This is a genomic window from Sphingobium sp. EM0848 (assembly GCF_013375555.1).
Taxonomy (GTDB): domain Bacteria; phylum Pseudomonadota; class Alphaproteobacteria; order Sphingomonadales; family Sphingomonadaceae; genus Sphingobium.
On sequence record NZ_JABXWB010000005.1, the window covers coordinates 1449363 to 1474060 of the forward strand.

Annotated in this window: 13 protein-coding genes and 1 pseudogene; all 14 read left to right on the top strand. The window is 61.7% G+C overall.

The window, feature by feature from the left end:
• Nucleotides 1–18 precede the first annotated feature (18 nt).
• The 14 genes and pseudogenes from HUK73_RS24675 (at nt 19) to HUK73_RS24745 (ending at nt 24684) form a co-directional block, all read left to right on the top strand.
• Nucleotides 19–1023: an NAD(P)-dependent alcohol dehydrogenase gene (locus tag HUK73_RS24675; RefSeq protein WP_176594384.1), complete on the top strand. Its 1005-nt coding sequence runs from the start codon at nt 19–21 to the stop codon at nt 1021–1023.
• 33 nt (nt 1024–1056) lie between these two features.
• Nucleotides 1057–1830 (top strand): EthD domain-containing protein, encoded by a 774-nt coding sequence (locus tag HUK73_RS24680; RefSeq protein WP_176594385.1) that lies wholly within the window; start codon nt 1057–1059, stop codon nt 1828–1830.
• A 10-nt stretch (nt 1831–1840) separates the two neighbouring features.
• Nucleotides 1841–2794 (top strand): alpha/beta hydrolase, encoded by a 954-nt coding sequence (locus HUK73_RS24685; RefSeq protein WP_176594386.1) that lies wholly within the window; start codon nt 1841–1843, stop codon nt 2792–2794.
• Between the two features lie 268 nt (nt 2795–3062).
• A complete protein-coding gene (locus tag HUK73_RS24690; protein ID WP_176594387.1) occupies nt 3063–3845 on the top strand; it encodes an SDR family NAD(P)-dependent oxidoreductase in 783 nt (260 codons plus the stop codon).
• A gap of 60 nt (nt 3846–3905) precedes the next feature.
• Nucleotides 3906–5948 carry a 3-hydroxyacyl-CoA dehydrogenase NAD-binding domain-containing protein gene (locus HUK73_RS24695; protein WP_255326536.1) on the top strand — a complete coding sequence of 681 codons (2043 nt, stop codon included), beginning with the start codon at nt 3906–3908 and terminating at the stop codon, nt 5946–5948.
• 17 nt (nt 5949–5965) lie between these two features.
• The gene (locus HUK73_RS24700) at nt 5966–7219 is read left to right on the top strand and encodes an acetyl-CoA C-acetyltransferase (RefSeq protein WP_176594389.1); all 1254 of its coding nucleotides are present in this window, start codon (nt 5966–5968) and stop codon (nt 7217–7219) included.
• 25 nt (nt 7220–7244) lie between these two features.
• Nucleotides 7245–8420 carry an acetyl-CoA C-acetyltransferase gene (locus HUK73_RS24705; protein WP_176594390.1) on the top strand — a complete coding sequence of 392 codons (1176 nt, stop codon included), beginning with the start codon at nt 7245–7247 and terminating at the stop codon, nt 8418–8420.
• Nucleotides 8421–8446: 26 nt separating this feature from the next.
• Nucleotides 8447–9589, top strand: coding sequence for an acyl-CoA dehydrogenase family protein (locus HUK73_RS24710; RefSeq protein WP_176594391.1), 1143 nt, complete (start codon nt 8447–8449; stop codon nt 9587–9589).
• A gap of 162 nt (nt 9590–9751) precedes the next feature.
• Entirely contained in the window at nt 9752–10366 is a 615-nt protein-coding gene (locus HUK73_RS24715; RefSeq protein ID WP_176594392.1) for a TetR/AcrR family transcriptional regulator, read from the top strand.
• Nucleotides 10367–10385: 19 nt separating this feature from the next.
• Nucleotides 10386–10981, top strand: a pseudogene (istA, locus tag HUK73_RS27035) (IS21 family transposase); the annotation flags it as partial.
• A gap of 437 nt (nt 10982–11418) precedes the next feature.
• Nucleotides 11419–13062 (top strand): ShlB/FhaC/HecB family hemolysin secretion/activation protein, encoded by a 1644-nt coding sequence (locus HUK73_RS24730; protein ID WP_176594395.1) that lies wholly within the window; start codon nt 11419–11421, stop codon nt 13060–13062.
• The gene (locus tag HUK73_RS24735; protein ID WP_176594396.1) at nt 13062–19562 is read left to right on the top strand and encodes an MBG domain-containing protein; all 6501 of its coding nucleotides are present in this window, start codon (nt 13062–13064) and stop codon (nt 19560–19562) included. The genes HUK73_RS24730 and HUK73_RS24735 overlap by 1 nt, the downstream gene beginning before the upstream one ends.
• Entirely contained in the window at nt 19559–22648 is a 3090-nt protein-coding gene (locus tag HUK73_RS24740; protein WP_176594397.1) for a CHAT domain-containing protein, read from the top strand. Before HUK73_RS24735 ends, HUK73_RS24740 begins: the two co-directional genes overlap by 4 nt.
• Complete coding sequence (locus HUK73_RS24745) at nt 22645–24684, top strand: adenylate/guanylate cyclase domain-containing protein (RefSeq protein ID WP_176594398.1); 2040 nt, start codon at nt 22645–22647, stop codon at nt 24682–24684. The genes HUK73_RS24740 and HUK73_RS24745 overlap by 4 nt, the downstream gene beginning before the upstream one ends.
• Nucleotides 24685–24698: the final 14 nt, after the last annotated feature.

Sequence of the window (24698 nt, forward strand, 5' to 3'; positions counted from 1 at the left end):
GGAAGAAAGGAGAGCAGAATGAAAATTGCTGCCGTGAAAGCGGGCGGCGGGCTCGACAATATCGTCGTCGAGACCCGTCCGGACCCGACCCCTCGCGCTGGCGAAGTGCTGGTGCGGGTCCATGCAAGTTCGCTCAATTTCCACGATTTTGCGGTTGTTACAGGTCGCATTGCGGTCGCGGACGGCCGTATTCCGATGTCGGACGGGGCGGGAGAGGTCGTTGCCGTCGGACCGGGAGTGACCACGTTGAAGCCCGGCGATCAGGTTCTGTCACTCTTCTTCCCCAACTGGGTCGCTGGCGAACCATGCCGCGAGCGGATGGGCAGCGTGCCGGGCGATCATGCCGACGGTTTCGCGGCCGAGCTGGTGGCGGCGCCTGCCAGCGCGTTCACCCGCCTGCCCGCCGGCTGGAGTTATAGGGAGGCCGCGACATTGCCTTGTGCGGCGCTGACAGCCTGGCGCGCGCTGATGGTGGAAGCCCGGATCAAGCCCGGCGATGTGGTGTTGACCCAGGGCACCGGCGGGGTCTCGATTTTCGCTCTGCAGTTTGCCAAGGCGGCTGGCGCGACCGTCATCTCGACCTCCTCGTCGGCGGAAAAGCTCGATCGGCTGAAAGGGTTGGGGGCTGATCATCTCATCAACTACAGGGAACAGGCCGAGTGGGGACCGGCGGCCGCGGCTTTGACCGGCGGGCGAGGCGTCGACGTGGTGGTCGAAGTTGGCGGTGCGGGCACCATGGCGCAGTCGCTTCAGGCGATCCGCGTCAGCGGCCATATCTCGCTCATCGGCGTTCTCACAGGTTGGGCGGGTGAGGTGCCGACCGCCATCGCGATGAACAAGAATGTCGCCATCAAGGGTGTCACGGTCGGCTCGCGCGAACATCAGGAAGACATGATCAAGGCACTGGAAACAAGCGGAATTCGTCCCGTCATTGATTCCAGTTTCACGCTCGATCGCATAGCCGACGCCTTTGCGCATCAGGCATCGAACAAGCATTTCGGCAAGATCTGCCTGGAATTCTGATCACCCGTACTGGCGCTTTAAGGAACATGGCGGATGATTAAGCTTGTATGTGCGGTGTCACGGAAGGAAACGCTGACCCCTGATGGGTTTCGTGACTATTGGTTGAACCGCCACGGCCCGATTGTTGCCGGAGCCGCCAGGGCGCTCAAGATCCGCAAATATGTCCAGAGCCATCGCGTCGATCATCCGGCGAACGAAGCGCTGCGTGCCGTTCGCGGGATGCGTGCGCCGCTCGACGGGATCGCGGAACTCTGGTGGGATTCGCTGTCCGACATGCTAGCGGCAGCCGCGACGCCCGAGGGCGCTGAGGCCGGCCGCTCTGTAAGAGAGGATGAGGAGAATTTCGTCGACTTTGGGCGTTCATCCGCTTTCCTGACGGAGGAACATCCTGTCTTTGATCGGACAGGAGGCGCCGGGCTGGGGCCGGAAGCGGTGAAGGTCACATATCTTCTCGCCCGCAAGGATGGGATGTCGCCCGCCGAGTGCCACGCCACCTGGCTGGACGACCACGGACAGATGGCGGCGGGTTTTGCCGAAATTTCCCATCTCGCGCGCTATGTTCAGAGCCATACGATTGCATCGGAAGCCAATGAAATGCTCCGGGCGTCGCGGGGCTTTGCGCCCCCGCTCGACGGTATGACCGTGATCTGGCTCAACTCGGCTTCCGACCTCAAGCGCGGTGTTGAGACTGCAAACGGGCGGGCAGCGGCCGCGGCTCTGGCGGAGGACGAGCGTCGTTTCGTCCAGTTGGACAGATCATATTGTTTCATCACACGCGAACATCTTATTTTCGACGACGCTTGTTGAGGGAAGTCCCATGCCTGAAACCATTATGCGCCCGCCCTATGACCGCGCCTGTGAAGGCGCTCTCGCGGACATGCCGCCGACAATGACCGCCGACATGATCCCCGCGATGCGTGAGGGGACGTCGATCGACCTTACCGATGAAGCCATGTCAGCGATGGGCGTCGCCCGGCACGATTTCACGATCCAGGGCTTCGGGGGCGGCGATATCGGCATTTCGGTCATGAAGCGGAAGGATCATTCGGGGTTCGGTCCGGGGATATTTCATACGCATGGCGGGGGAATGGTCGCGGGCAACCGGATGACCGGTATGCACGTCGTTCTGCCTTGGATCGTGGCGCATGACGCTGTGGCTGTCACGGTCGAATATCGGCTCGCGCCTGAGTTTCCCGACCCCTATCCGGTCGAAGATTGCTATGCTGCTCTCCTCTGGATGGCCGAACAGGCCGAAGAACTCGGTTTTGACCTGGACAGACTGATGATCGTCGGCGCCAGCGCGGGAGGCGGGCTTGCGGCTGGATGCGCTTTGCTTGCGCGTGATCGGCACGGCCCGCGCCTAACCGGTCAGGTCCTGCTGTGTCCCATGCTCGATGATCGCGACCGAACGGTTTCGTCGGCGCAGTATGACGGGATCGGTGTGTGGGACCGGTCCAGCAACGTCATGGGCTGGACAGCATTGCTCGGGGGTCGTCGCGCGACCGACGACGTGTCGATTTATGCCGCACCCGCGCGGGCCGCTGATTTGTCGGGCTTGCCGCCCGCGTTCATCGATTGTGGTTCGGCCGAAGTCTTCCGCGACGAAGATGTGGCCTATGCGACCGCGCTGTGGGCGGCAGGAGTTCAGGCTGAGCTTCATGTGTGGCCGGGCGGATTTCATGGCTTTGACATGATTGCTCCGGACACCGGGCTTGCTCGGGCAGCGGTTGCCGCGCGCGATAGCTGGGTGGCGCGCCATCTCATGCGTTGAAGGCGCGATAGCTGATCGGCCCGTCTGGTTGGTGGAGGAAACGCTCGGTGGAAGCGCCCGGACGTGAAGAGAAATGGTTTCTCCATCACACGAAGGGCCGGGCGCCTCGATACAATGGCAAAGTCGCAGAAATAATGAGACCGCCAAGCATCAACGACATTGACATTAATTATCTGTCCGGATAGCAAATATAATTGTTACGCGGAGGTGTGCAGGGGCTCCCGCCTTCCGACGAGATATTTCGACATTCGAGGGAAGAGGGCGTTCCATGATACTGGACGAGAAGATTGCGGCCGTGGTGACCGGCGGTGCGTCAGGATTGGGCGCAGCAACCGCGCGCGCATTGGCGGAGCGCGGCGTGAGGGTAGCGTTGTTCGATCTCGATTCCGAAAAGGGAGAGGCGCTCGCACAGGAAGTTGGCGGCCTGTTCTGTCAGGTCAATGTCACGGACGAGGCTTCGGTCGATGCCGGCTTTGCGAAAGCGCGCGCCGCGCACGGCGTTGAGCGCATTCTGATCAATTGCGCCGGAACGGGCAACGCGATCAAGACCGCGACGCGCGACAAGGCGACGGGCGAGATCAAGGCATATCCCAGCGCCGCATTTGAGAAGATCATCCAGATCAATCTGATCGGGACTTTCCGCTGCATCGCCAAGTCGGCGGCGGGCATGTTGGGCCTTGATTCCCTCGTCGATGGCGATCGCGGGGTTATCATCAATACGGCCAGCGTTGCCGCGGAGGACGGCCAGATGGGCCAGGTGGCCTATTCAGCCTCGAAAGCCGGGGTGGTCGGCATGACCCTGCCGATCGCGCGCGACTTGATGGGCGAGGCGATCAGGGTCAACACGATCCTGCCGGGCCTGTTCAATACGCCTCTGCTTCAATCAGCGCCGGATCATGTCAAGGCTGCATTGGCGGCTTCCGTGCCGTATCCCAAGCGGCTCGGCGATCCGGCGGAATATGCGGCGCTCGCCCTCTGCATGATCGAGAATGCCTATTTCAACGGTGAGGATGTCCGGCTGGATGGCGCCATCCGTATGGCTCCGCGCTGACGAGGGCAGCTGGCTGCGCTGAAGGCCAGGCCCATTTGAAGACAAGTTTTGGAGATGGATATGAGCGTCGTCAGCATTGACCTGGCTAACGATATTGGGGTGATCACGATCGACAGCCCTCCCGTCAATGCGCTTGGCATAGCCGTGCGCAAGGGAATCCAGTCGGGGATGGCGTCATGCCTTTCCGACGATCGGGTGAAGGCGATTGTGCTGCTCTGCGCGGGGCGGACATTCTTTGCAGGCGCCGACATTTCCGAGTTCGGCAAGCCGCTTGAGCAACCCGACCTCAACGAGGTTCTGGACCTGATCGAGAACAGCCCGAAGCCTGTCATTGCGGCTATCCATGGAACGGCCTTGGGCGGGGGGTATGAAACGGCCCTGGTGTGCCACTATCGGATCGCCGTTCCCTCCGCCAAGGTGGGCCTTCCTGAAGTCAATCTTGGTCTGTTGCCGGGCGCGGGCGGGACGCAGCGTCTTCCCCGGATCGTCGGCGTCGAAGCAGCGCTGGATATCATCACCGGCGGCCAACCCATAGGCGCCCCACGCGCGCTCCAGCTTGGCATGATCGATGCGCTGGCCACCGAGGGCAGGCTCAAGGATGACGCGGTGGCCTTCGCCCGGCAGCTGGTCGTCGAGCAGCGCCCGCTCCAGCGCGTTCGCGATCGGGACGACAAGGTCGCGGCCGCGCGCGGCAAGCCCGAAATCTATGCCGCCTATCTGGCCAGAAATGCCCATGCGTTCCGGGGGTTCAAGGCTCCGTATAACATCGTCAAAGCTATCGAAGCTTCCGCAGAGCTTCCATTCGAGGAGGGCATGAAGCGGGAGGCGGACCTGTTCCACGAACTGCTCGACAGCGTCGAAAGCGCGGCACAGCGCTATTATTTCTTTGCCGAGCGGGAGACGACACGCATTCCGGATATTGGCAAGGATGTCGCCATGCTTCCGGTCAGTTCGGTCGGCGTTATCGGTGCAGGCACAATGGGCGGCGGCATCGCGATGAATTTTCTGAACGCGAGTATGCCGGTCACGATCGTGGAGGCCGATCAGGACCGATTGGATCGCGGGCTGAAAGTGATCCGGGGCAATTATGAGAATAGCGCGAAGAAGGGGCGTTTGACGACCGCGCAGGTTGAAGAGCGCATGGCCTTGATCACACCGGCGCTTTCGCTTGAAGTGTTGAGCGAAGTCGATCTGGTGATCGAGGCGGTGTTTGAGGAAATGGCGGTGAAGAAGGATATCTTCGCCAGGCTCGATCGCGTGGCGCGACCTGGCGCGATCCTCGCTTCCAACACCTCGTTTCTCGATCTGGACGAGATTGCCGCCGCGACGTCTCGCCCTGGGGATGTGGTCGGCCTGCATTTCTTCTCGCCCGCCAATGTGATGCGGCTGCTTGAGGTCGTTCGGGGCAAGGAAACCCGGAAGGAGATTGTGGCGACGGTGATGGCGATCGCCCGCAAAATCGGTAAGGTGCCGGTTCTTTCCGGCGTCGGTTATGGCTTCATCGCCAATCGCGTGATGGCAGCCCGGATGAACGAGGCGACCGCCCTTGTTCTGGAGGGGCCGACGCCGGCGGACATCGACAGGGCCATTTATGATTATGGCTTTGCGATGGGGCCGTTCCAGATGTTCGATCTGGTCGGGCTGGATGTGGTCGGGCGCGACAGCGCCGAGCGATCCCTCGCATCGGATCTCGTCAAGCTTGGGCGGCTCGGCCAGAAGCAGAATGGCGGCTTTTACGACTATGACGAGAGGAGAAAGCCGACGCCTAGTGGTGCGGCGGCGCAAGTGGTTGCGGATTTTGCCGCTTTCAAGGGCGCCAAGCCGAGCGGGCCGCTTGCCGATGAGGCGATCGTGGCAAGGCTGCTCTATCCGGTCGTGAACGAAGCGGCCAAGGTTCTTGAAGAAGGCATCGCCCTGCGCGCGAGTGACATCGATGTCGCCTGCATCCTTGGTTATGGCTGGCCCGTCCATACCGGTGGGCCGATGTTCTGGGCCGATACCGTCGGTCTCTCGAAGATCGTCGCCGGCCTCCAGGCCCAGAATATCGAGCCAGCTCAATCGCTCGTCGAGAAAGCCGCCAGCGGCGGATCCTTCACCCGCTGACGCAAGGAGTATCGCACATGGCAGACGCCTATATCATTGACGCCGTTCGGACCCCGCGCGGCATCGGCAAAATCGGCAAGGGCTCCCTCGCGCATCTGCATCCGCAGCATCTGTCGGCGACGGTGATCAGGGCTGTTGTGGAGCGAAACAGCATCGACAGCGCCACGATCGAGGATGTGATCTGGTCCACTTCGACGCAAAAGGGGAAGCAGGGCGGTGATATAGGCCGCATGTCGGCCCTGGCTGCGGGACTGGACCCGCGCGTGAGCGGCATGTCGCTCGACCGCTTCTGCGGCGGCGGGATCAGTGCGGTGAACATCGCGGCCGCGGCGGTCATGTCCGGCATGGAGGATTGCGTCATCGCTGGCGGTTGCGAGATGATGAGCTTCACCGCGCAGATCGGCAACGAGGAAGCCGCCGCAGGCTTCCCCCCCTTCATGTATGGCGCCTATCATGAGGCGCTGGACGAACTGCATCCACAGAGCCATCAGGGTGTGTGCGCTGATGCGATCGCCGCCATGGAAGGCATTTCGCGCGCGGATGTCGATGCGCTCGCACTCGAAAGCCAGCGCCGCGCCAGGATCGCCATGGACGAAGGGCGCTTCGACAAGGGCGTGGTTCCGGTCATGGCTGTTGATGGCCGGAGCGTGGCGCTGGACAGGGATGAATTCCCCCGGCCGCAAACGACGATGAAGGGCCTCACCGAATTGAAGGCGAGCTTCGACGCATTTGCCGATGCGGACCTTGGTAATGGGCAGACCTACCGCAAGCAGATCCAACGACGCTATCCCGATCTGGAATGGCAGGGCGTCCATCATGCCGGCAACAGCTCCGGCGTTGTCGACGGCGCGGCGGCTGTGCTGCTGGCATCTCAGGCCTATATCGAAAAACATGGCCTCAAGGCACGGGCGCGCATCGTCGCCTATGTCAATATGGGCGACGATCCGACGCTGATGCTCAACGCGCCGGTTCCCGCTGCCCGCAAGGCGCTGGAACGTGCCGGGCTCACGAAGGACGATATCGATATCTGGGAAATCAACGAGGCCTTCGCCGTGGTGGCCGAGAAGTTCGTGCGCGATCTCGAACTGGACAGGGCGAAGGTCAATCCGAACGGCGGTGCCATCGCGCTGGGGCATCCCATTGGCGCCACTGGCTCCATGCTGATCGGAACGGCGCTGGATGAACTGGAGCGCACCGGCGGACGCTATGCGCTGATCACGATGTGCGCCGCCGGCGGCATGGCGCCGGCCATCATCATCGAACGTATCTGAACAGAACGAGACGAGGGAGCGACCAATGGGAGAGGCTTATATCGTCGCCGCGACGCGCACCGCTGGCGGACGGCGCAACGGGCGGCTGCGCAACTGGCACCCCGCCGACCTGGCCGGCAAGGTGCTGGATGAACTGGTGCGCCGTTCGGGGATCGACCCGGCCGCGATCGAGGACGTCATCATGGGCTGCGTCAGTCAGGTCGGCGAACAGGCAAACCAGATCGGGCGATCCGCGATCTTCGCGTCGAGCCTTCCGCAAAGCGTTCCGGCCGTGACGATAGACCGGCAATGCGGCTCTTCGCAGCAGGCGATCCATTTCGCGGCGCAGGCCGTGATGAGCGGCGCGCAGGATGTCGTTATCGCTGCGGGGGTCGAGAGCATGACGCGCGTTCCGCTGGGGCTATCGGTTCAGGGGGCGGCTGCGGCGGGCGCGAGCGCTGATCCATGGTCTGGGAAAGGGCTGGCGCGCTTTGGCGTCAAAGGCTTCAGTCAATTTGGCGGCGCACAGATGATTGCCGACAAATATGGCTTTACCCGCGCGGATCTTGATGCGTTTGGCCTTGAATCGCATCGCCGCGCGGCGGCCGCGACTGGGCAAGGGGCCTTTGCCGACGAAATTCTCGTCGTGGAAGGGCATGATGCCGAGGGATCTACGGTCGTCCATGATCGCGATGAGGGCATCCGATACGACGTCACGCCGGAATCGATGGCGGGCGTTAAATTGCTGGTCGAAGGCGGCGCCATCACGGCGGCAACGGCCAGCCAGATTTGCGACGGCGCCTCGGGCGTACTGATCGTGAACGAACGTGCGCTAAAGGTTCATGGTCTCACACCGTTGGCGCGGATCGACACTATGACCGTAACGGCCGGCGATCCGGTCATCATGTTGGAAGAGCCCATTCCGGCAACGCGACGGGCGCTCGAACGTGGCGGCCGAACGCTGGATGAGATCGATCTCTACGAAGTCAATGAAGCCTTCGCGCCGATCCCGCTGGCATGGCTGAAAGCGCTGGGCGGTGATCCAGCCAGGCTGAATGTCAATGGTGGCGCGATTTCGCTCGGCCATCCGCTCGGAGCATCCGGCACCAAGCTGATGACGACGCTGATCCATGCGCTGAAGATACGCGGCGGCCGCTATGGCCTGCAAACCATGTGCGAAGGCGGCGGCATTGCCAACGTCACCATCATCGAAGCTCTGTAACTCTGCCTGAGAACGGAAAAATCACTATGTTGGAAACTGCAGACAGGACCGTCTTCACCGAAGACCATGAGATGTTCCGCAACGAGGTGCGCAAATTCTTCGCGCGCGAACTGCTTCCCCATCTCGACAAGCATGAACAGGAAGGCATTGTCGGGCGCGAGTTCTGGCTCGCCGCTGGAAAGGCAGGCTTGCTTTGTCCGACCGTGAAGCCGGAATTTGGCGGCTTGGGTCTGGACTTTCGTTATAATGCTGTGATCGGTGAGGAATTGACCTATGCCGGGTCGGCTGCGGGTATTTTGCTTCAGAGCGACATCGTGGCCGAATATATCGAACTCTATGGATCAGAAGAGCAGAAGCACAAATATTTGCCCGGGATGATCACCGGTGAAGTCATTACCGCCATTGCCATGACGGAACCGGGCACGGGGTCGGATCTGCAATCGATCCAGACGACCGCGAAGATCGATGGCGGCGAATATGTTATCAATGGCTCCAAGACCTACATCACCAACGGACAGAATGCCGATCTTATTCTGGTCGTGGCGAGGACCGACGCTTCCGCCGGCGCCAAGGGCATATCGATCCTATTGGTGGACGCCGATACGCCTGGATTTGAACGAGGACGCAATCTCGACAAGGTTGGTCAGCACTCGGCGGACACGTCGGAACTGTTCTTCAACGATGTGCGGGTTCCGCGCTCCAACTGTCTGGGCGAGGAAGGGAAAGGCTTCATCTATTTGATGAGCCAGTTGCCGCAGGAGCGCCTGTCGATCGCAATCAGCGCGCAGGCTGCCGCGCAGCGCGCGTTCGATGAAGCAGTCGGCTATACGAAGGAGCGTAAGGCATTTGGGCAGCCTGTCTTCGAATTTCAGAATACCAAGTTCACGCTCGCTGGCATGAAGGCTGAACTGCAAATTGGCTGGGCGCATATCGACTGGGCGCTCGAGCGCCACATTCGAGGCGCACTGACAACCGCCGAGGCGTCAGCAGCGAAGCTGTGGCATACCGAATTGCAGGGACGCATATGTGATGCGGCGTTGCAGTTGCATGGTGGCGCCGGCTACATGAATGAATATCCTATAGCCCGTTTTTGGCGGGATGCGCGCGTTACAAGGATATTCGGTGGAACGAGTGAGATCATGAAAGAGGTCATCAGCCGGTCCATTTGAGTCTCTTCAAGGGAATAGGCTGCGGATTGCTGATGGATGCCGCTATTCGTCGGCGGGTCGTCCGCCGATTGCGATAGCCGATCTGTCATTGCGCGGCCGTTCTTGCAGCGTTGCACCATTGATCATAGTTGATGTCTGGCCAGCAACTTTTGAGGAAGATCGATGCAACAGCGGAAAGCCGAACGCCTGACACAGGCCGAACGAAGGGCGATTTCCGAACAGAGTTTGCTCAATGCCGTCACGGAAATCCTGATTGAGGAAGGCTTTACCGCAGCCACCTTCGATCGGATCAGTGAGCGGTCGGGCTATAGCCGGGGGATGGTGAGGGAGCGGTTCGGCTCGAAGGAAGCATTTGTCGAGGCGGCCATACGGTCGACATCGGAGGAATTGGCCTCCCACTATGACGAACTGACCGAAAGCGGCAGGACACCTTTTGGGGCAATCAGGGCGAAAATCGACACGGCTCTTTGGGCGATCAAGAATCCCAACATGCAGGCATATTTCGTCCTATTATGTGCAAGTGTCGCCAATCGCCTCCCCCAGACGGATAACTTCAAGGAATATCATCGTAGAGAGAACAGAATATATACGGAACTCATCTCAAAGGCTCAAATGGATGGATATATTCCATCAGATATTAACTCGAAGAACCTCGCATCTTTGATTGGATGCCTCGCGATCGGGATAGCGGTTCAAGCCCAAATAGATCCGGAAATGAATCTCGATGCCCTTCAGGAAGCGCTCGATAGTGTCTTCGTCTTGCTTGGAGAACGTTGAGCAATTTGTGGATAATATGATGCGCTTCGAGACGCCGCCGGGTCATCAGTTGCAGATTGATTTCGGCGAGAAGCGCGTCTGCATCGGCGGTGATATAGTCCGCATATATGTGTTTGTCGCGACCCTGGGTTATTCGCGCCGCCCCTTCACGACGGCATTCCGCCATGAGCGCCAGTCGGTCTGGTCCGATGGCATGGAGGCAGCTTTTCGCCATTTGGCGGCGTGACCGAAGAGGTGCTGCTGGAGAATGCGGCGGCGCTGGTCACCCGCCATGACGCGGTGACGCGGGAAGTTGTGTTCAATGATCGGCTACATGCCTTCTCACGTTACAGGGGCTTCCAGCCGTGAGCGTGCGCGCCTTATCGAGCGTGTACGAAAGGCAAGGATGAGCGCGGCGTCGACTATGTGAAGAACAACGCGCTGGCGGGTCACAGCTTTACCAGCATGGAAGCGTTGGAGCAGCATCTCGCCTGGTGGATGCGCGAGATTGCGGATCTGCATTGCCATGGCTCGACGGGTGAACCTCCGCTCCAGCGCTTTGTCCGTGACGAGGCGAGCAAGCTCAAGCCCCTGGATGGCTGGCTGAGCCGGCTCAAGCTCAGCGCGATCCGCGACCAACTCGACACCTTGCTCGACGAAAAGGCGAGACCATCTCACGATGCCTCTTGAAGGGTCAGCTCAAACATCCGCCGCCTACCTCTCAGCATTTGCGTTCGGAAACCAGCCCGGTCGCTCGGAATATATCCAAAATTTCTGTTATTTTACAAAGTTATAATGAAAATTCACGATAAACATTTATAGGTACGAAATCCTAATCTGCACATTCTATTCACTCAATATTTACCATCTATTCTTACGCCCGATCTCCAGATTGGGACGAGTGAACAGGGGCAATTATGGTGACTGCTACACGGCAGGACCTCCGGCTAGTTCGGGGCAGAGGATATTCATGGGTTGTAGAATTTGCCGTAGCGATCGGCTTTGCCGTCCCCACAGTCGCCATTGCTCAGTCCGCCCCCTTGACGCCGCCGGCACGAAGCGATCTGGAGCCGGTGCCCCAGGCCAAGATTGCGCCACGTCCCCGGCTGACGGTAGATGACCGTATTGAGCGCGCGCCGTGCGCACTGGAAGATCCGGCCTATTCCTCGATCAAGATCAGGATCACCACGGCCACATTTCATAACCTGGGTCCGGTGGATGCCAGCGAGTTGGACAGCACCTACACTGATTTCGTCGGTACCGAACAGCCGATCAGCGTGGTGTGCCGCATTCGCGACGCTGCCGCGACCAAGCTTCGCAAACTGGGCTATATAGCCGCGGTTCAGGTCCCCGCCCAGCGCATCGAAAATGGCGCGGTCAATTTCGAAATACTCTATGCCAGGGTCACGTCGATCCGCGTGGTGGGCAAGGTTGGCCGTAACGAGAGGCTGATCGAGAGTTACCTTTCCAATCTGGCCGACGGGCAGCTGTTCAACCGCTTCCAGGCCGAGCGCTATCTGCTACTCGCCCGCGACATTCCGGGCTATCAGGTGCGCCTTTCGCTCAAGCCCGCAGGCACCGGCGCGGGTGAAATGATCGGGGAAGTGCGGATCGACTACACACCGGTCATGGTCGATTTCAACGCGCAAAATTATGCTGGACCGAGCACTGGCCGCTATGGCGGGCAATTGCGGGCCGTGTTCAATGGCCTTACCGGCATGGGCGATCGCACGACGCTGTCCTTCTATACGACGGCGCAGGTCCACGAACAGAATATCCTGCAGGTGGGTCATGAAATGGCGCTGGGCGGCGATGGCCTGCGGCTCGGCGGACACCTGACCTATGCCTGGACACGGCCTGATCTGGGCCCCGCGGTCCCCGATGTCTCGGCGCGCACGCTGTTCGCGAATTTCGAGACCATCTACCCCTTGGTCCGCAAGCAGGCGATCACCATCCGCGCCGCCGCCGGCTTGGACTTCGTCAACCAGACAGTCGATTTCGGGGGGCTCCCGCTCAGCGAAGATCGTTTGCGGGTGGGATATTTGCGGCTCGATCTGGACGCGATCGATCTCAAGGGCATGGGGCCGGGCGGATCGATTCTCTGGAAGGTCAACGGATCGCTGGAGGCGCGCAAGGGGCTCTCGATCTTCAGCGCCAGTCCCAATTGCATCACCCGGCAGGCGACCTGTCTGGCGGCGGGGTTCGTCCCACCCAGCCTGCCCGGCGGTGATCCCAATGCGTCGGTTTTCCGCTTCAATGCCAATGTTGAGCTATACCCGTTACGTCGTTTTGCCGTGACATTCTCGCCGCGCACGCAGGTCAGCACTGCCGGGCTGTTCTCCTTCGAGCGCTTTTCCCTGGGCAATTATACGGTCGGGCGCGGCTTTGATCCGGGCACGGTGACCGGCGACGATGGCATCGGCATTCAGACCGAGCTGCGATATGAAGGCTTCCGACTCAATCCGCGCAGCAAGTTGGAATTCCAGCCCTATCTGTTTGTCGACAATGGCTGGACATGGGACCGGTCGTCGGCAACGGGCAATGCGCAGCGGCTCCATTCGCTGGGCGGCGGAATGCGAAGCAACATCGGCGGCCGGGCGCGTCTCGACCTTGGCGTCGCCTTTCCGCTTAATACCCTGCCCGGCGAGGCGGGGCGTCGCGATCCGCGCTTTCTTGCCACATTGTCGATGAATCTTCTGCCCTGGAGCAACCGCTGATGCGCGCCCGTTCATCTCTCGCCCTGCTGCGCAACGCCTCACTCGTCGCGCTGCTCGCAGCCATGCCGCAGGTGGTGCGGGCACAGGCCTTTCAGGGTGTCGGCACCGTCGATTTCGGTAGCGCGACGATCGATTCCACGACCCCGGGCGTCGACAACATTACAGTCAATAGCGCGCATGCGACTATCACCTGGACGCCCAATGACACGGCGACGGGCGGTGGCGCGATCAATTTCCTTACCACCGGCGCTACGGTCAATTTCGTGGCGAACGGCAGCCTGGGCAGCAATTATGTCGTGCTCAACCGCATCGTGCCAACCGACCAGACGCGCGCGGTGCGGCTGGACGGCAACATCAACAGCGATGCGGCAGGCAGCGTCTGGTTCTACAGCCCGGGTGGCCTGCTGGTCGGCAGCACAGCACGGATCAATGTCGGCAGCCTGCTGCTGAGCACGGGAGATCCGGTGGTCGACGGGTCGGGCGATTTCATGCCCACTCCGGGCCAGTTCAGCATCGCTGGACAAACGGGGAGCACATCGGCCGTGGTGGTCGAGGCCGGGGCCGAAGTGCGTGCCGAAACCGTGGGGCAGAATAATTATATCGTCGCCATCGCGCCGCGCATCCAGCAGGACGGCCTGCTCAGTGCGCGCGGCTCGGTGGCGCTGGTCGCGGCGGAAAGCGCAGATTTTGCGATCGACAATCTGGGCCTGTTCAACATCAGCGTTACGGCCGGAAGCGAGGTTTCGAGCAACACCTTCACCCACACCGGCTCGACCGGCGGCCCCGACGCCGCCGCGGCTGGCGAGAAGCGCCGGGTCTATATGGTGGCGGTTCCCAAGAACAACGCGATCACGATGGCGATTGAATCGAGCGGCTCGATCGGCTTCGACATTGCGGGCGCGGCCAGCCTTGACGGTAACACCATCGTCCTGTCGGCCGGGCACAATATCGCCGACAGCGGCACGGGCAATCCGATTGCCGTTGGTGCCGCGGGCGCGGGCCCGGCGGACATTAGCATCGCTCGGGGCAGCTACACATCGAACAGCTATGTCAGCGCGGTCGGGAACGTCACCGTTACCGACACGAATACGGGCGGTTCGCCTGACATAGTTTTTGCCTCCAGTCTCTCGATCCACGCCGACTCCACTGCAAGGCTGCGCGCCGAACAGGGCACCATTTCGGTTGGCGGCGACCTGATGCTGGAGGCGGATGCCGGCAGTACGTCAGCGGGGATGGCTTCGCTCGAAACGGGACTGGCCGGAACCGCCGTCAATATCGGCGGCAATCTTCTTGTTTCCGCCAGCGAGGTCGGCACGACAAGCCAATTTGCCTCGGGTGGCACGGCTCAACTGTTGAGCGACGGCGGCCTCATCACGGTTGGCGGATCGGCTGTCATTGCCGCCAACGCCATCGGTTACGACACCAGCTTCGGCAGCGGCGGCACCGCCTTTGGCGGCAACGCTTCGGTGACGATTTCCGGTGGTGGCGGACTTTTCGTTTCGGGTGGTTCGCTGACGGTCGATGCATCCGCCAAGGGTGGGACCGGCGGCGATTCTTCCGGCTTTTACGGCGGTGACGCCTATGGCGGGCTGGCGCGGGTCGAAACCGCAGGCGGCGCGATAACCGTAGCCGGCGCCCTTGCCATCAACAGCAGCGCCACTGCTGGCGATGCTGGGCCAACGAACGGTGTGGGCGGCGAAGCCAGAGCCAGTTATGAAGCAGATCATAGTGCGGCACTACTGGTTCAGGGCGCGATCGCGACCGGGGGCATTTTGCTGGACGTCAGCGCGAAAGGCGGGAGCGGCAGCATCGGCGGCAATGCGATTGCCAGCTCCTTCAGCATAGCACCAAATCCCGGCAGCGTTTTGACGGCGACGGGCGCCTCCCTGTTCGACACATCGGCGCGCGGCGGGAGCGGCGCCGTCGGGTCCGGCGGTTATGCGATTGCGGGCACGGTTTCCGCCGATGTCGGCGACAGCGCGACGACCATGGATCTGCACTCCAGCGTCGGGTTCAATGCCTCGGCCATTGGCGGGAACGGTGCCAGCGGCCCCGGCGGCGACGCGACGAGCGGAAAGATACTGGTCGCTGCTAATGCCGGCACGCTCAAACTGGCCAGCGCAGGGGGATCGCTTGCCTTCGATACCAGTGTTCAGGCCGGAGCCGGTTCCACCAACGGCGTTGCCCTGAACGGTTTTGCACTGGTCAGCGCCGCTACGGCGGCCACGACCATCCTCGGCACGTCGGCAGGCGGATCGCCGGGCGATATCGCCATCAGCGCGCCGATTGCGATCGGCGGCAACAGCCAGCTCAAATTCCTGGCCGCAGGCTCGATCAATGTGGCGGGTACGGTCACCGGCAGCGGCGCGAGCACCTTGCTCACGTTGCAGGCGGATTCAGACGGCAACGCGGTCGGAACGGTCACGGCCCAGTCCGGCCTGTTCAATCTCACCGGCACGGGCAGCCAGATCGACATCTACTATAATCCGGCCAGCTTCGGCACGCCCAAGGATTTCTCCAGCAGCGTCGTCGCCGGTAACTGGACCGGCTATCAACTGGTCAACAGCCTTGCCGATCTTCAGGCGATCAACAATTTCCTTGGCCAGAGCTTTGCGCTTAACCGCGACATCGATGCGACGCAGACAGCCGGATGGAACGGCGGAGCGGGCTTCGTGCCGCTCGGCACGGGTTCGACATATTCGGGCAATTTCGATGGCCTGGGACATGTCATCACCAACCTGACCGTTAACAGCCCGGGCGTGGGGCCAGTCGGTCTCTTTGCCACAGTTGGCGGCCCGGCGAACCAGCCAGCCATTGCGATCCGCAATATCGGCCTGATCAACGCCAACATCATTGGCGGGGACAATGCCGGCGGCCTGATCGGCGCAACTGCCAATTGCGGCTTCTGCGGCGCCGTCAAGATATCGAACAGTTTCGTGACCGGAACCGTGGCGGGCCAGAACAATGTCGGCGGCCTGATCGGCGGCAGCGCCATGAACACGTTCGTTGACGGCTCACATTCGACCGCATCGGTGACCGGCAGCGGCAACCGCATCGGCGGCCTGATCGGCAGCGCCTATCATGCCATCGTCACCCGTTCCTTCGCGACGGGCAATGTCACCGCTGCGAACAACAGCAGCGAAGTTGGTGGCCTTATCGGCTGGCACGACTATGGCAGCATCGATCAATCCTATGCCAGCGGCAACGTCGTGGCCGGAAGCGGGGCGCAATTCGTCGGCGGGTTGACAGGCACCAACTGGGTTTCGGTGACCCGCTCCTATGCGCTGGGGGATGTGATCGCCGGTTCCGGCAGCGACAGCGTGGGCGGTTTCGTCGGGCAGAATATCGGGCCGGGCTATGGCACCATCAGCGCAAGCTATTCGAGCGGAGCAGTCATCGCGCCGGGCAGCACCAATGTTGGTGGTTTCGTCGGCAACAATGCGGGCGGCGTCATCACCAATAGCTATTGGGACGATTTCACGAGCGGCCTGTCGGCTGGTTTTGGCGCCGATACCGGCACGATCACGAACCTGCTGTCCGTCACCAGCGATCCCAGCCAATCGGGGGCAAGCAACTATGCCTTCGGCCCGATGGCCTATGCCAACCTAAATTCCAATGACTGGATCTGGATCGAAGATATGACCGGGTCCAGAGCTGGCACCCGCCCTATCGGCATCTGGGAGCAGCCCCAGTTCCAGTCCGGCACCGCCTCGATCGGCAGCATTCATCAAATGCAGTTGATCAGCCTGGTGCTCGACGGCAATTATCGTCTGTCCCACGATATCGACGCGACCGAAACCGCACGCCTGAGCGGTGTGTGGGGCATGGATGGCTTCATCCCACTGGGCACGGAGCCTTCCTTTACAGGGGTTTTCGACGGCGCGGGCCATGTCATTTCCGGCCTGAGTTTCAACCAGCCCTCCACAAGCGAGATCGGCCTGTTCCGTTACAATGACGGCACGATCCGCAACCTTGGCCTTGCCAATGTCAACATCCTTGGCGGTCAAGGCTGGGTCGGCGCACTGGCGGCGAGCAATGCGGGGTTGATCACAGGCTCCTTCGTAACCGGCTCCATCAACTCGGGTGGGTCGGATACGGGCGGTCTGGTCGGCATGAATCAGAGCGCAGGCATCATCGACAACAGCTGGTCCGGCGTGACCGTCAGCGGCTCCAATTATGTCGGCGGGATTGCCGGTTTCAATGACGGAACGATTGCCTTCACCTTCGCCAATGGAGCCGTTACGGGCCTCGGCGCAGGCGGCCTCGTCGGTGCCAATTCTCCAACAGGATCAATCCTTAACAGCTATTGGGACGGTGAAGCGTCAGGCGTTTCGGTTGCTTGCTCCATCGACGGCGGAGCCAGCTGCACCAACGCCGTCATGTTGACCACGGCCCAATCCAGGCTGGCCTCCAGCTATGCGGGCTGGTCACTCGACGCGACCGGCAGCGATGCTGCGATCTGGCGTATCTATGAGGGGCTGTCGACGCCATTGCTCAAATCTTTCCTTCGTCCGCTTATGGTCGGGCCCACGGACGCAACATTTGCTTATGATGGCACCGTGCCGGTGCTCAACGCTATTCCGGTAGGCACGGACCTGACCCATATATTCGGCACTGCGGGCATCAGCGGGATCAGCCGCAACGCGGGCAGCCATTCCGTCAGCTATTCGGGCGGCCTTTCGTCCGATCAGCTTGGCTATAATATCATTGCCGCGCCTGCGGCGACGCTGACGATCACGCCTGCCTCGCTGATCCTTAGTGCCGCAGCCGATGCGCGCAGCTATGATGGCTCGGCGCTATCGAGCGGATCGGTCGGCGTTGCGGGGTTACAAGCGGGCGACACGGTGGGCGGCCTCACTCAGTCGTTCGACAGCGCCAATGCAGGCGCACGCACGCTTGTCGTCGATACCGGCTACACGATCAACGACGGTAATGGCGGCAACAACTATACGATCTCCTTCAACACGGCATCAGGCACTATCGCGCCAGTCGCGCTGTCCATCGCCGCGAACAACGATGCGCGGACCTACAATGCTGTCGCCTATTCCGGTGGCAATGGCGTAACCTACAGCGGGTTCGTCAACGGAGAAACCTCGACAGTCCTGGGTGGTGCGCTCAGCTACACTGGAAGTTCGCAGGGTGCCGTCAACGCGGGAAGTTACGTCATCACGCCGGGCGGACTGACCTCTGGTAACTATTCGATCACCTATGTCGATGGGGCGCTCACAATCTCTCCGGCAGCGCTCCTCCTGAGCGCGTCACCCGATGCGCGCTCCTACGATGCCACGACGGGTTCGACCGGAACCGTTGGCATTATCGGTCTGCAGGGCACCGATAGCATCACTGGCCTTGCCCAGTCCTTCGATAGCGCCAATGCCGGTGCGCGCACGCTTTCCGTCAATTCCAGCTATATGATCAACGATGGCAATGGTGGAGCGAATTATGTCGTGACGCTCGCCAGTGCCAGCGGCAGCATTACGCCCGCCGCCGCGACAATCACCTATACCGCAAACCCGGCAAGCATCACCTACGGCAACGCGCCGGGCGTCCTGACCGGCACGGAAAGCGCCAGCGGGCTGTTCGGTTCCGACAGCCTGGCCACGGTAACGACCGGCACCGCAGTCTATTCGACCTCCGCCAATGCGTTGAGCGGTGTCGGCAGTTATGCCGTCACCGGCTCGGGCCTTGCCGGCAATTCGGCGAATTACAGCTTCTCTTTTGTCCAGGCCCCGACCAACGCCACCGCCTATTCGATTATCGCGCGCGCGGTTACCGTAACCGGCGATTTTCTCAGCCGGCTCTATGGCGATGCGAACCCGGCCCTGACCTACACCATCGGCGGTGCGGGGCTGGTCAATGGCGACATGCTGACCGGATCGCTGACGACCACCGCCAATGGCCTGTCCAGCATCGGTTCCTATGCGGTGATGCAGGGCACGCTGGCCGTTTCACCCAATTACGCTCTGACCTACGTCAATGGTTCACTGGGCGTCACGCCCCGACCCCTGATCATTACGGCCGATCCCGCAAGCCGCCTGCAATCGGACCCCAATCCGTCGCTGACCTACACGGTGGGCGGCAATGGTCTGGTCAATAGCGACAGCCTGTCCGGCGTACTGGCCACCACCGCGACGATCGCTTCGCTCGCTGGCGTCTACCCCATCACACAGGGGACGCTGGCCGCTTCTGCCAACTACGCCGTGACCTTCACGGGCAATGACCTGACGGTCCTTCCCTGCGGCGCCGCCAATGGCTGTGCGGGATCGACCGTGCCCATGATCGCAAATCAGGTGAGCAGTTCGGTGCAGCAACAGGAGCAGAGCGCGACATCGCAAACCGAAGAGGAACAAAAGGAACAGGCCGCGGCCGAAAGCACTGGCAATCCCAAAGTGGTGGTCAACAGCGTCATCGACACCAGGAACGTCAGCCAGCCGCCACCCGTGAACGAACCGGTTTCCGGCACCGGCAATTCCTCTCTCTGGATTCCGGGAGATCAATGATGAAGCGCATTGCCCAATTTCTGGCCGCGACGGCATTCGCCCTTGTCCATGCGCCCATTCTTGCATCGCCGGCCGCTGTTTCAGCCTCCGACAGCTTTCGCGTCGGCGACCGTGGCGTCTTATGCACCGCGCAGAGGCGAAGCGAGGACGATCGGTTCACCTCCATGTTCGACCGGGCCTATGATGTGGTCTGCCGCGACGCTGCAACGCCGGTCGCGCGGCTCTATGCGCTCAAGGCCCGCGTGGGCGGTACGGACAAGGACCTGTCCTGCGCCGGTCCGACAGAAACGACAATAGCCGACCTCGGTAGCGTCGAAAAAGCCGAGTGCCGTAATCGCACTGACCTCAACTACACCATTTACAGTCTGCGGCGTGGCGGCAAAACGCTCATCGCGCAAGGCCTGACTGCCTATGACAGTGCCCTCCAGATCGGGTTGCAAGCGCTTGCGGCTGATCGCCCCGTCAGTGGCGAAATCTCGGTGGCGACCACCAATGCCGGTGATCCCGCCGCCTTTGCTCGGGTTCAGGCGGCCAGCCTGGACCCCGCTCAGGCGCTCGCCGCCGGTTATGGCCGCAATATCGAAGGCAGCTATGCCGAAGCGTCGGAATTTTTCGAGGCGCTGGTCGGTCGGGTCCGCATCAATGACAGCGACACCGGCAAGGCCGCCGAATATTACGCCAACGCCGCCATGCAGCAGTCGAACCTCGGCAACAGAGCCGAGGCCGACCGCCTGTTTGCTGATGCGGCCAAGGTCGCTGACGGATCGGACGCCTTGTTCGGCCGCCTGTTCCGTAACCTGAAGGCCATGCACAGGCTCAATCAGCGCGATGCCGACGGTGCCCTTGCCGCGCTCAACACGGCGGTCGCGGCCATCGCCGAGGCGGCGGGATCGAGCGAACGGCTGACCGGCGGTTTCATCGACAAGCAGCTTTCGCAGCGGCTTCAGGTCGATGACGACGCCATGATCAAGCTGGGCGGCGGAGCGACGCACCTGTCCGAAGCCGAACGCGGCACATTGCTGGACGCTCAATCGCATTATCTGCGTGGTGTCGCCCTGCGCATGAAAAACGAAACCGATGCGGCCAGGTCCGAATTCGCCACGGCAATGTCCGACTATGCCTCTGTGCGTGGCGGCGCGGTGCGATCGATGCACTGGATGATCGCCAGCATCTTCACGGAGCAGGCCCGGCTGGCTGAGGCTGAAAGCAAGGGTAGCGTGGCCCAAAGCCATCTGCGCGATGCGCTTGCTATCTATGAGGCCGACTATCCGGAATCAGCTACGGTGCTGGCCGCCAGAGGCAGACTGGCCGCGTTGCAGGCAAGGCATGGTGCTATGAGCGACGCTATCCCTGCCTACCGCCAGCTTGTGCGCGATGCTGCGCGCATTCCGGGCGGCAGTGAAGCTTTGCGGCCACTCATCAAGCCCTATTTCGATGCGCTCGCTGCGAAAGGCGATATCCAGTCCGCCAAGGACTTTTTCGTGGCCAGCCAGGCGCTGGTGCGTCCCGGCGTCGCCCAGACGCAGGCGGTATTCGCGCGGGAGCTGTCTGGCGGCAGCGATGAGGCATCGAGCCTGTTTCGCCAGTCGATCAGCCTGACCCGCGATATCGTCGTCACCGACGCTGAAATCTCTCGCCTCGGTGCGATTGAAGCGCGCACACCGCAGGAAAATGCGGCGCTTGCCGCAGCGCAGGCGCATCGCCAGCAGGTCGGCGCCGATCAGACCGCGCTGCTTGCCCAACTGGGCGCATTTCCCAAATTTCGCGTTATGGCCAATTCGACCCTCGAACTGGAAGGGATGCAGGCCGCGCTCAAATCCGACGAGGGCTATTACAAGCTGCTGATCGTGGATGAGACGGCCTATGGCATCCTCGTGCGTCCGGGAAGCGCGCGGATTTTCAAGATCCCGGCGACGCGCACCGAGCTGGAAAAACTGACCGACACGATCCGCGATTCCATCGTGATCGAGGAATCGAACCAGCTCACCACCAATCCGTTCAATCTTGTCGCCTCGCACAGAATGTATGAGCTTCTCTTCGGTGCGGTAGCCGGGGAGATTCCGTCGATCAGGCATCTGGTGTTCGAACCTGACGGGCCGCTGCTCAAGCTGCCCGCTAATGTGCTGGTCATGGATCAGGCAAGCGTCGATGCCTATGCCGCCCGCCAGAAGGTGAAGAATCCGGACGAATTCGACTTCACCGGAACCGCCTGGCTGGGTCGCGACCGCATGATCTCCACCGCTGTTTCCGTGCAATCGTTCCTTGATGTCCGTCGCCTGCCAGCCTCGCGCGCCGCGCGGCACTATCTGGGCATGGGCCAGAACACACCCACGGCCCGGTTGGAATGGGCACCGCATAGCGAGGAAGGCCGCGACCCTTGCGACTGGGCGCTTTCGCTCTGGAACAAGCCGATCTCCTCGGCTGAACTCAAGCTCGCTGCGCGACGTCTGGGCGGGGCCGGCAATGAGGTGGTGACGGAAGAGGGCTTCTCTGACACCGCCCTGCGCGAGCGCGGCAATCTAAAGGATTTCCGCATCATCCAGTTCGCGACCCATGGCCTGGTCACCGCGCCGCATCCAGGTTGTCCGGCGCGTCCGGCACTGGTGACGTCCTTTGGCAAGCAGGAGTCGGACGGCCTCCTGAGCTTCAAGGAAATCTTCGACCTCAGGCTCGACGCCGATACGGTGATCCTTTCGGCCTGCGACACGGCTGGCGCAGCGACGGCAGCGGCGACGCGCGAAGCGGGGATCGGCACCGGCGGCAATTTCGCGCTGGACGGGCTGGTGCGTGCCTTTGTCGGCGCGGGCGCGCGATCGGTCATCGCCAGTCACTGGCCGGTGCCCGATGACTATGGCGCCACCCAAAAGCTGATGTCGCTGATCTACGAGGACAGCAGCACCCGCCCGGTCGGCGAATCCATGCGGCTTTCGCAAAAGCGGCTGATGGACGATCCGCTGACTTCCCACCCTTATTATTGGGCTGCCTTCGCTATTGTCGGCGATGCTGCCAAGCCGCTGTCCAGCGGACCCACGGATCAGTTTGCCGACGCGAAAAAGGCCGCATACCAGAAGGAAGCAGCACAATGAGCGACAGTCAGGGAAAAGCGGCCAACGGCTATGCCAGGAGGCTGGGCAAGCTGGCGACGCAGATCGGCCGGGGCCGGATCGCACTCTCGCTGATCGGGCTGATCCTGGCGGTGCTTGTCGCTCGCTTCAGCTGGCACCTGCCGTTCGCCGTCGATGCAGAACATGCCCTGTTCGATACGCGCATCATCGCCACCGCGCCCACTGTCGAGCAGGACAATCGCGTTGTCATGGTCCCCTACACCGACGAGACGCTGATCAGGACGGGCAAGCGATCGCCGCTGGACCGCACGACGCTGGCCAAGGCGCTGGCGCGGATCGACACCATGGGGGCCAGGGGAATCGGCATCGATATCCTGATCGACCAGCCGCAAAGTGACGACGCGTTCCTCATCAAGACCTTCCAGTCGATGAAGACCCCGACCTTCCTCGCCCATGCCTCGATCGACACGGCGAGCGACAAGATTCTCTACGAACAGCAGCAGTTCCTGGAGACCTTCCAGAAGGAAATCGCCAAGGGCGGTCATGTTCACCCGACCAGCATCGTCATTCAGACCGATTCCGACAATGTCATGCGCAAATGGGCCGACATCATCCCCGGCGCCCCGCCGCGCATGCCCAATGCGCTGAATCCGGGCGACAAGGTTTTCGCCCATTACACCGGCAGTCTGGCCTATCGCCGGCCGGCGCTGAAGGACCAGCCGATCTTCGCGGCCATTCCGATCGACACCTTCGCCAACGACGATCTGTTCCACTCTCCCGAGGCGGCAGCGATGTTCGCGCAGCAGATCAAGGGCAAATATGTCCTCATCGGTGGTAATATCCAGGATATCGATATCTTCCAGACGCCGCTGACCCGCGGTGCTGGAAAGGATGAAGCGAAGAATATCTGGGGAATGGAGCTGTTCGCGCACATGCTGGCCCAGATGATGGACGGCCGGTTGCTGAAGCCGATACCCGGCGCAGCGCTCTGGATGGCCGCTATCGCCGCTGTGCTCGCCGGGGCCTTTACCGCCTCCTTCAATCGCAAGCCGCTGCTTTCCGGCTCGCTTCTGGCGGTTCAGATCGCCGCGCTGGGCGGCATCCCGTTCCTGCTCGCCGCCAAGGACATCGAGACCTATGATTTGCCCGCTTTCGGCTGGATTGTCGGCTGGCTGGCGGCGTTCATCATTGCCGGCTCCGCAGCGCGGGCGCTGAGCGCCGAGCAGCGCAGGTTCGCACAGGGAGCACTCGGCAAATATCTGCCCGCCGACATTGCCGCAGAGATCATGAAGGACCCGGATTCCCTTCAGCTCGGCGGACAGAAGCGCGAGATATTCGTGATCTTTTCCGACCTTGAGGGTTTCACCAAGCTCAGCCACGCGATCGAGCCGGAAATGGTGGCCAGGTTGCTCAACCGCTATCTCGACATGTTGAGCGACGTCGTGCTTGCCCATGGCGGGACCATCGACAAGTTCGTCGGTGATGCCGTGGTCGCCTTCTGGGGGGCGCCGATCAGCCGCCCGGACGATGGCGAGCGCGCGGTCAAGGCGGCGCTCGCGATGCACGCAGCGGGTGAGCTATTCCGCAGGACCGTGCCCGAAGGCGTGCCACCGATCGGCATGACGCGCGTCGGCCTGCATCATGGCGAAGCGATCGTCGGCAATTTCGGCGGCGAAGGACGCATCCAATATACGGCGCTGGGTGACAGCATGAATACCGCTGCGCGCCTTGAATCCGCCAACAAGCAGACCAAGTCCGCCGTCCTTGTCAGCGAGAGCGCGAAGGACCGTTCCGGCCTCGATATCTTCCGGCCGATGGGCAATGTCGTGCTGCGCGGCCGGGCTTCGTCGATCGGCATCTTCGAGCCGGTACCCGACATGCCCGAGGCGGAGCGCAAGCGGTTTTGCGAGGTCGCGGACAAGGCCATTGGCGGCTGCGCCAATGCCCTGAGCGAGCTTGAAAAGAAATCGGAAACCATAGCGGATGACAGGGCCTTAACGCAGCTCGTCTACAGGCTGAAACATCAGGAAACGGGAGGGTATTTTGTTCTCGACTAGGAAGTTGACGGCAC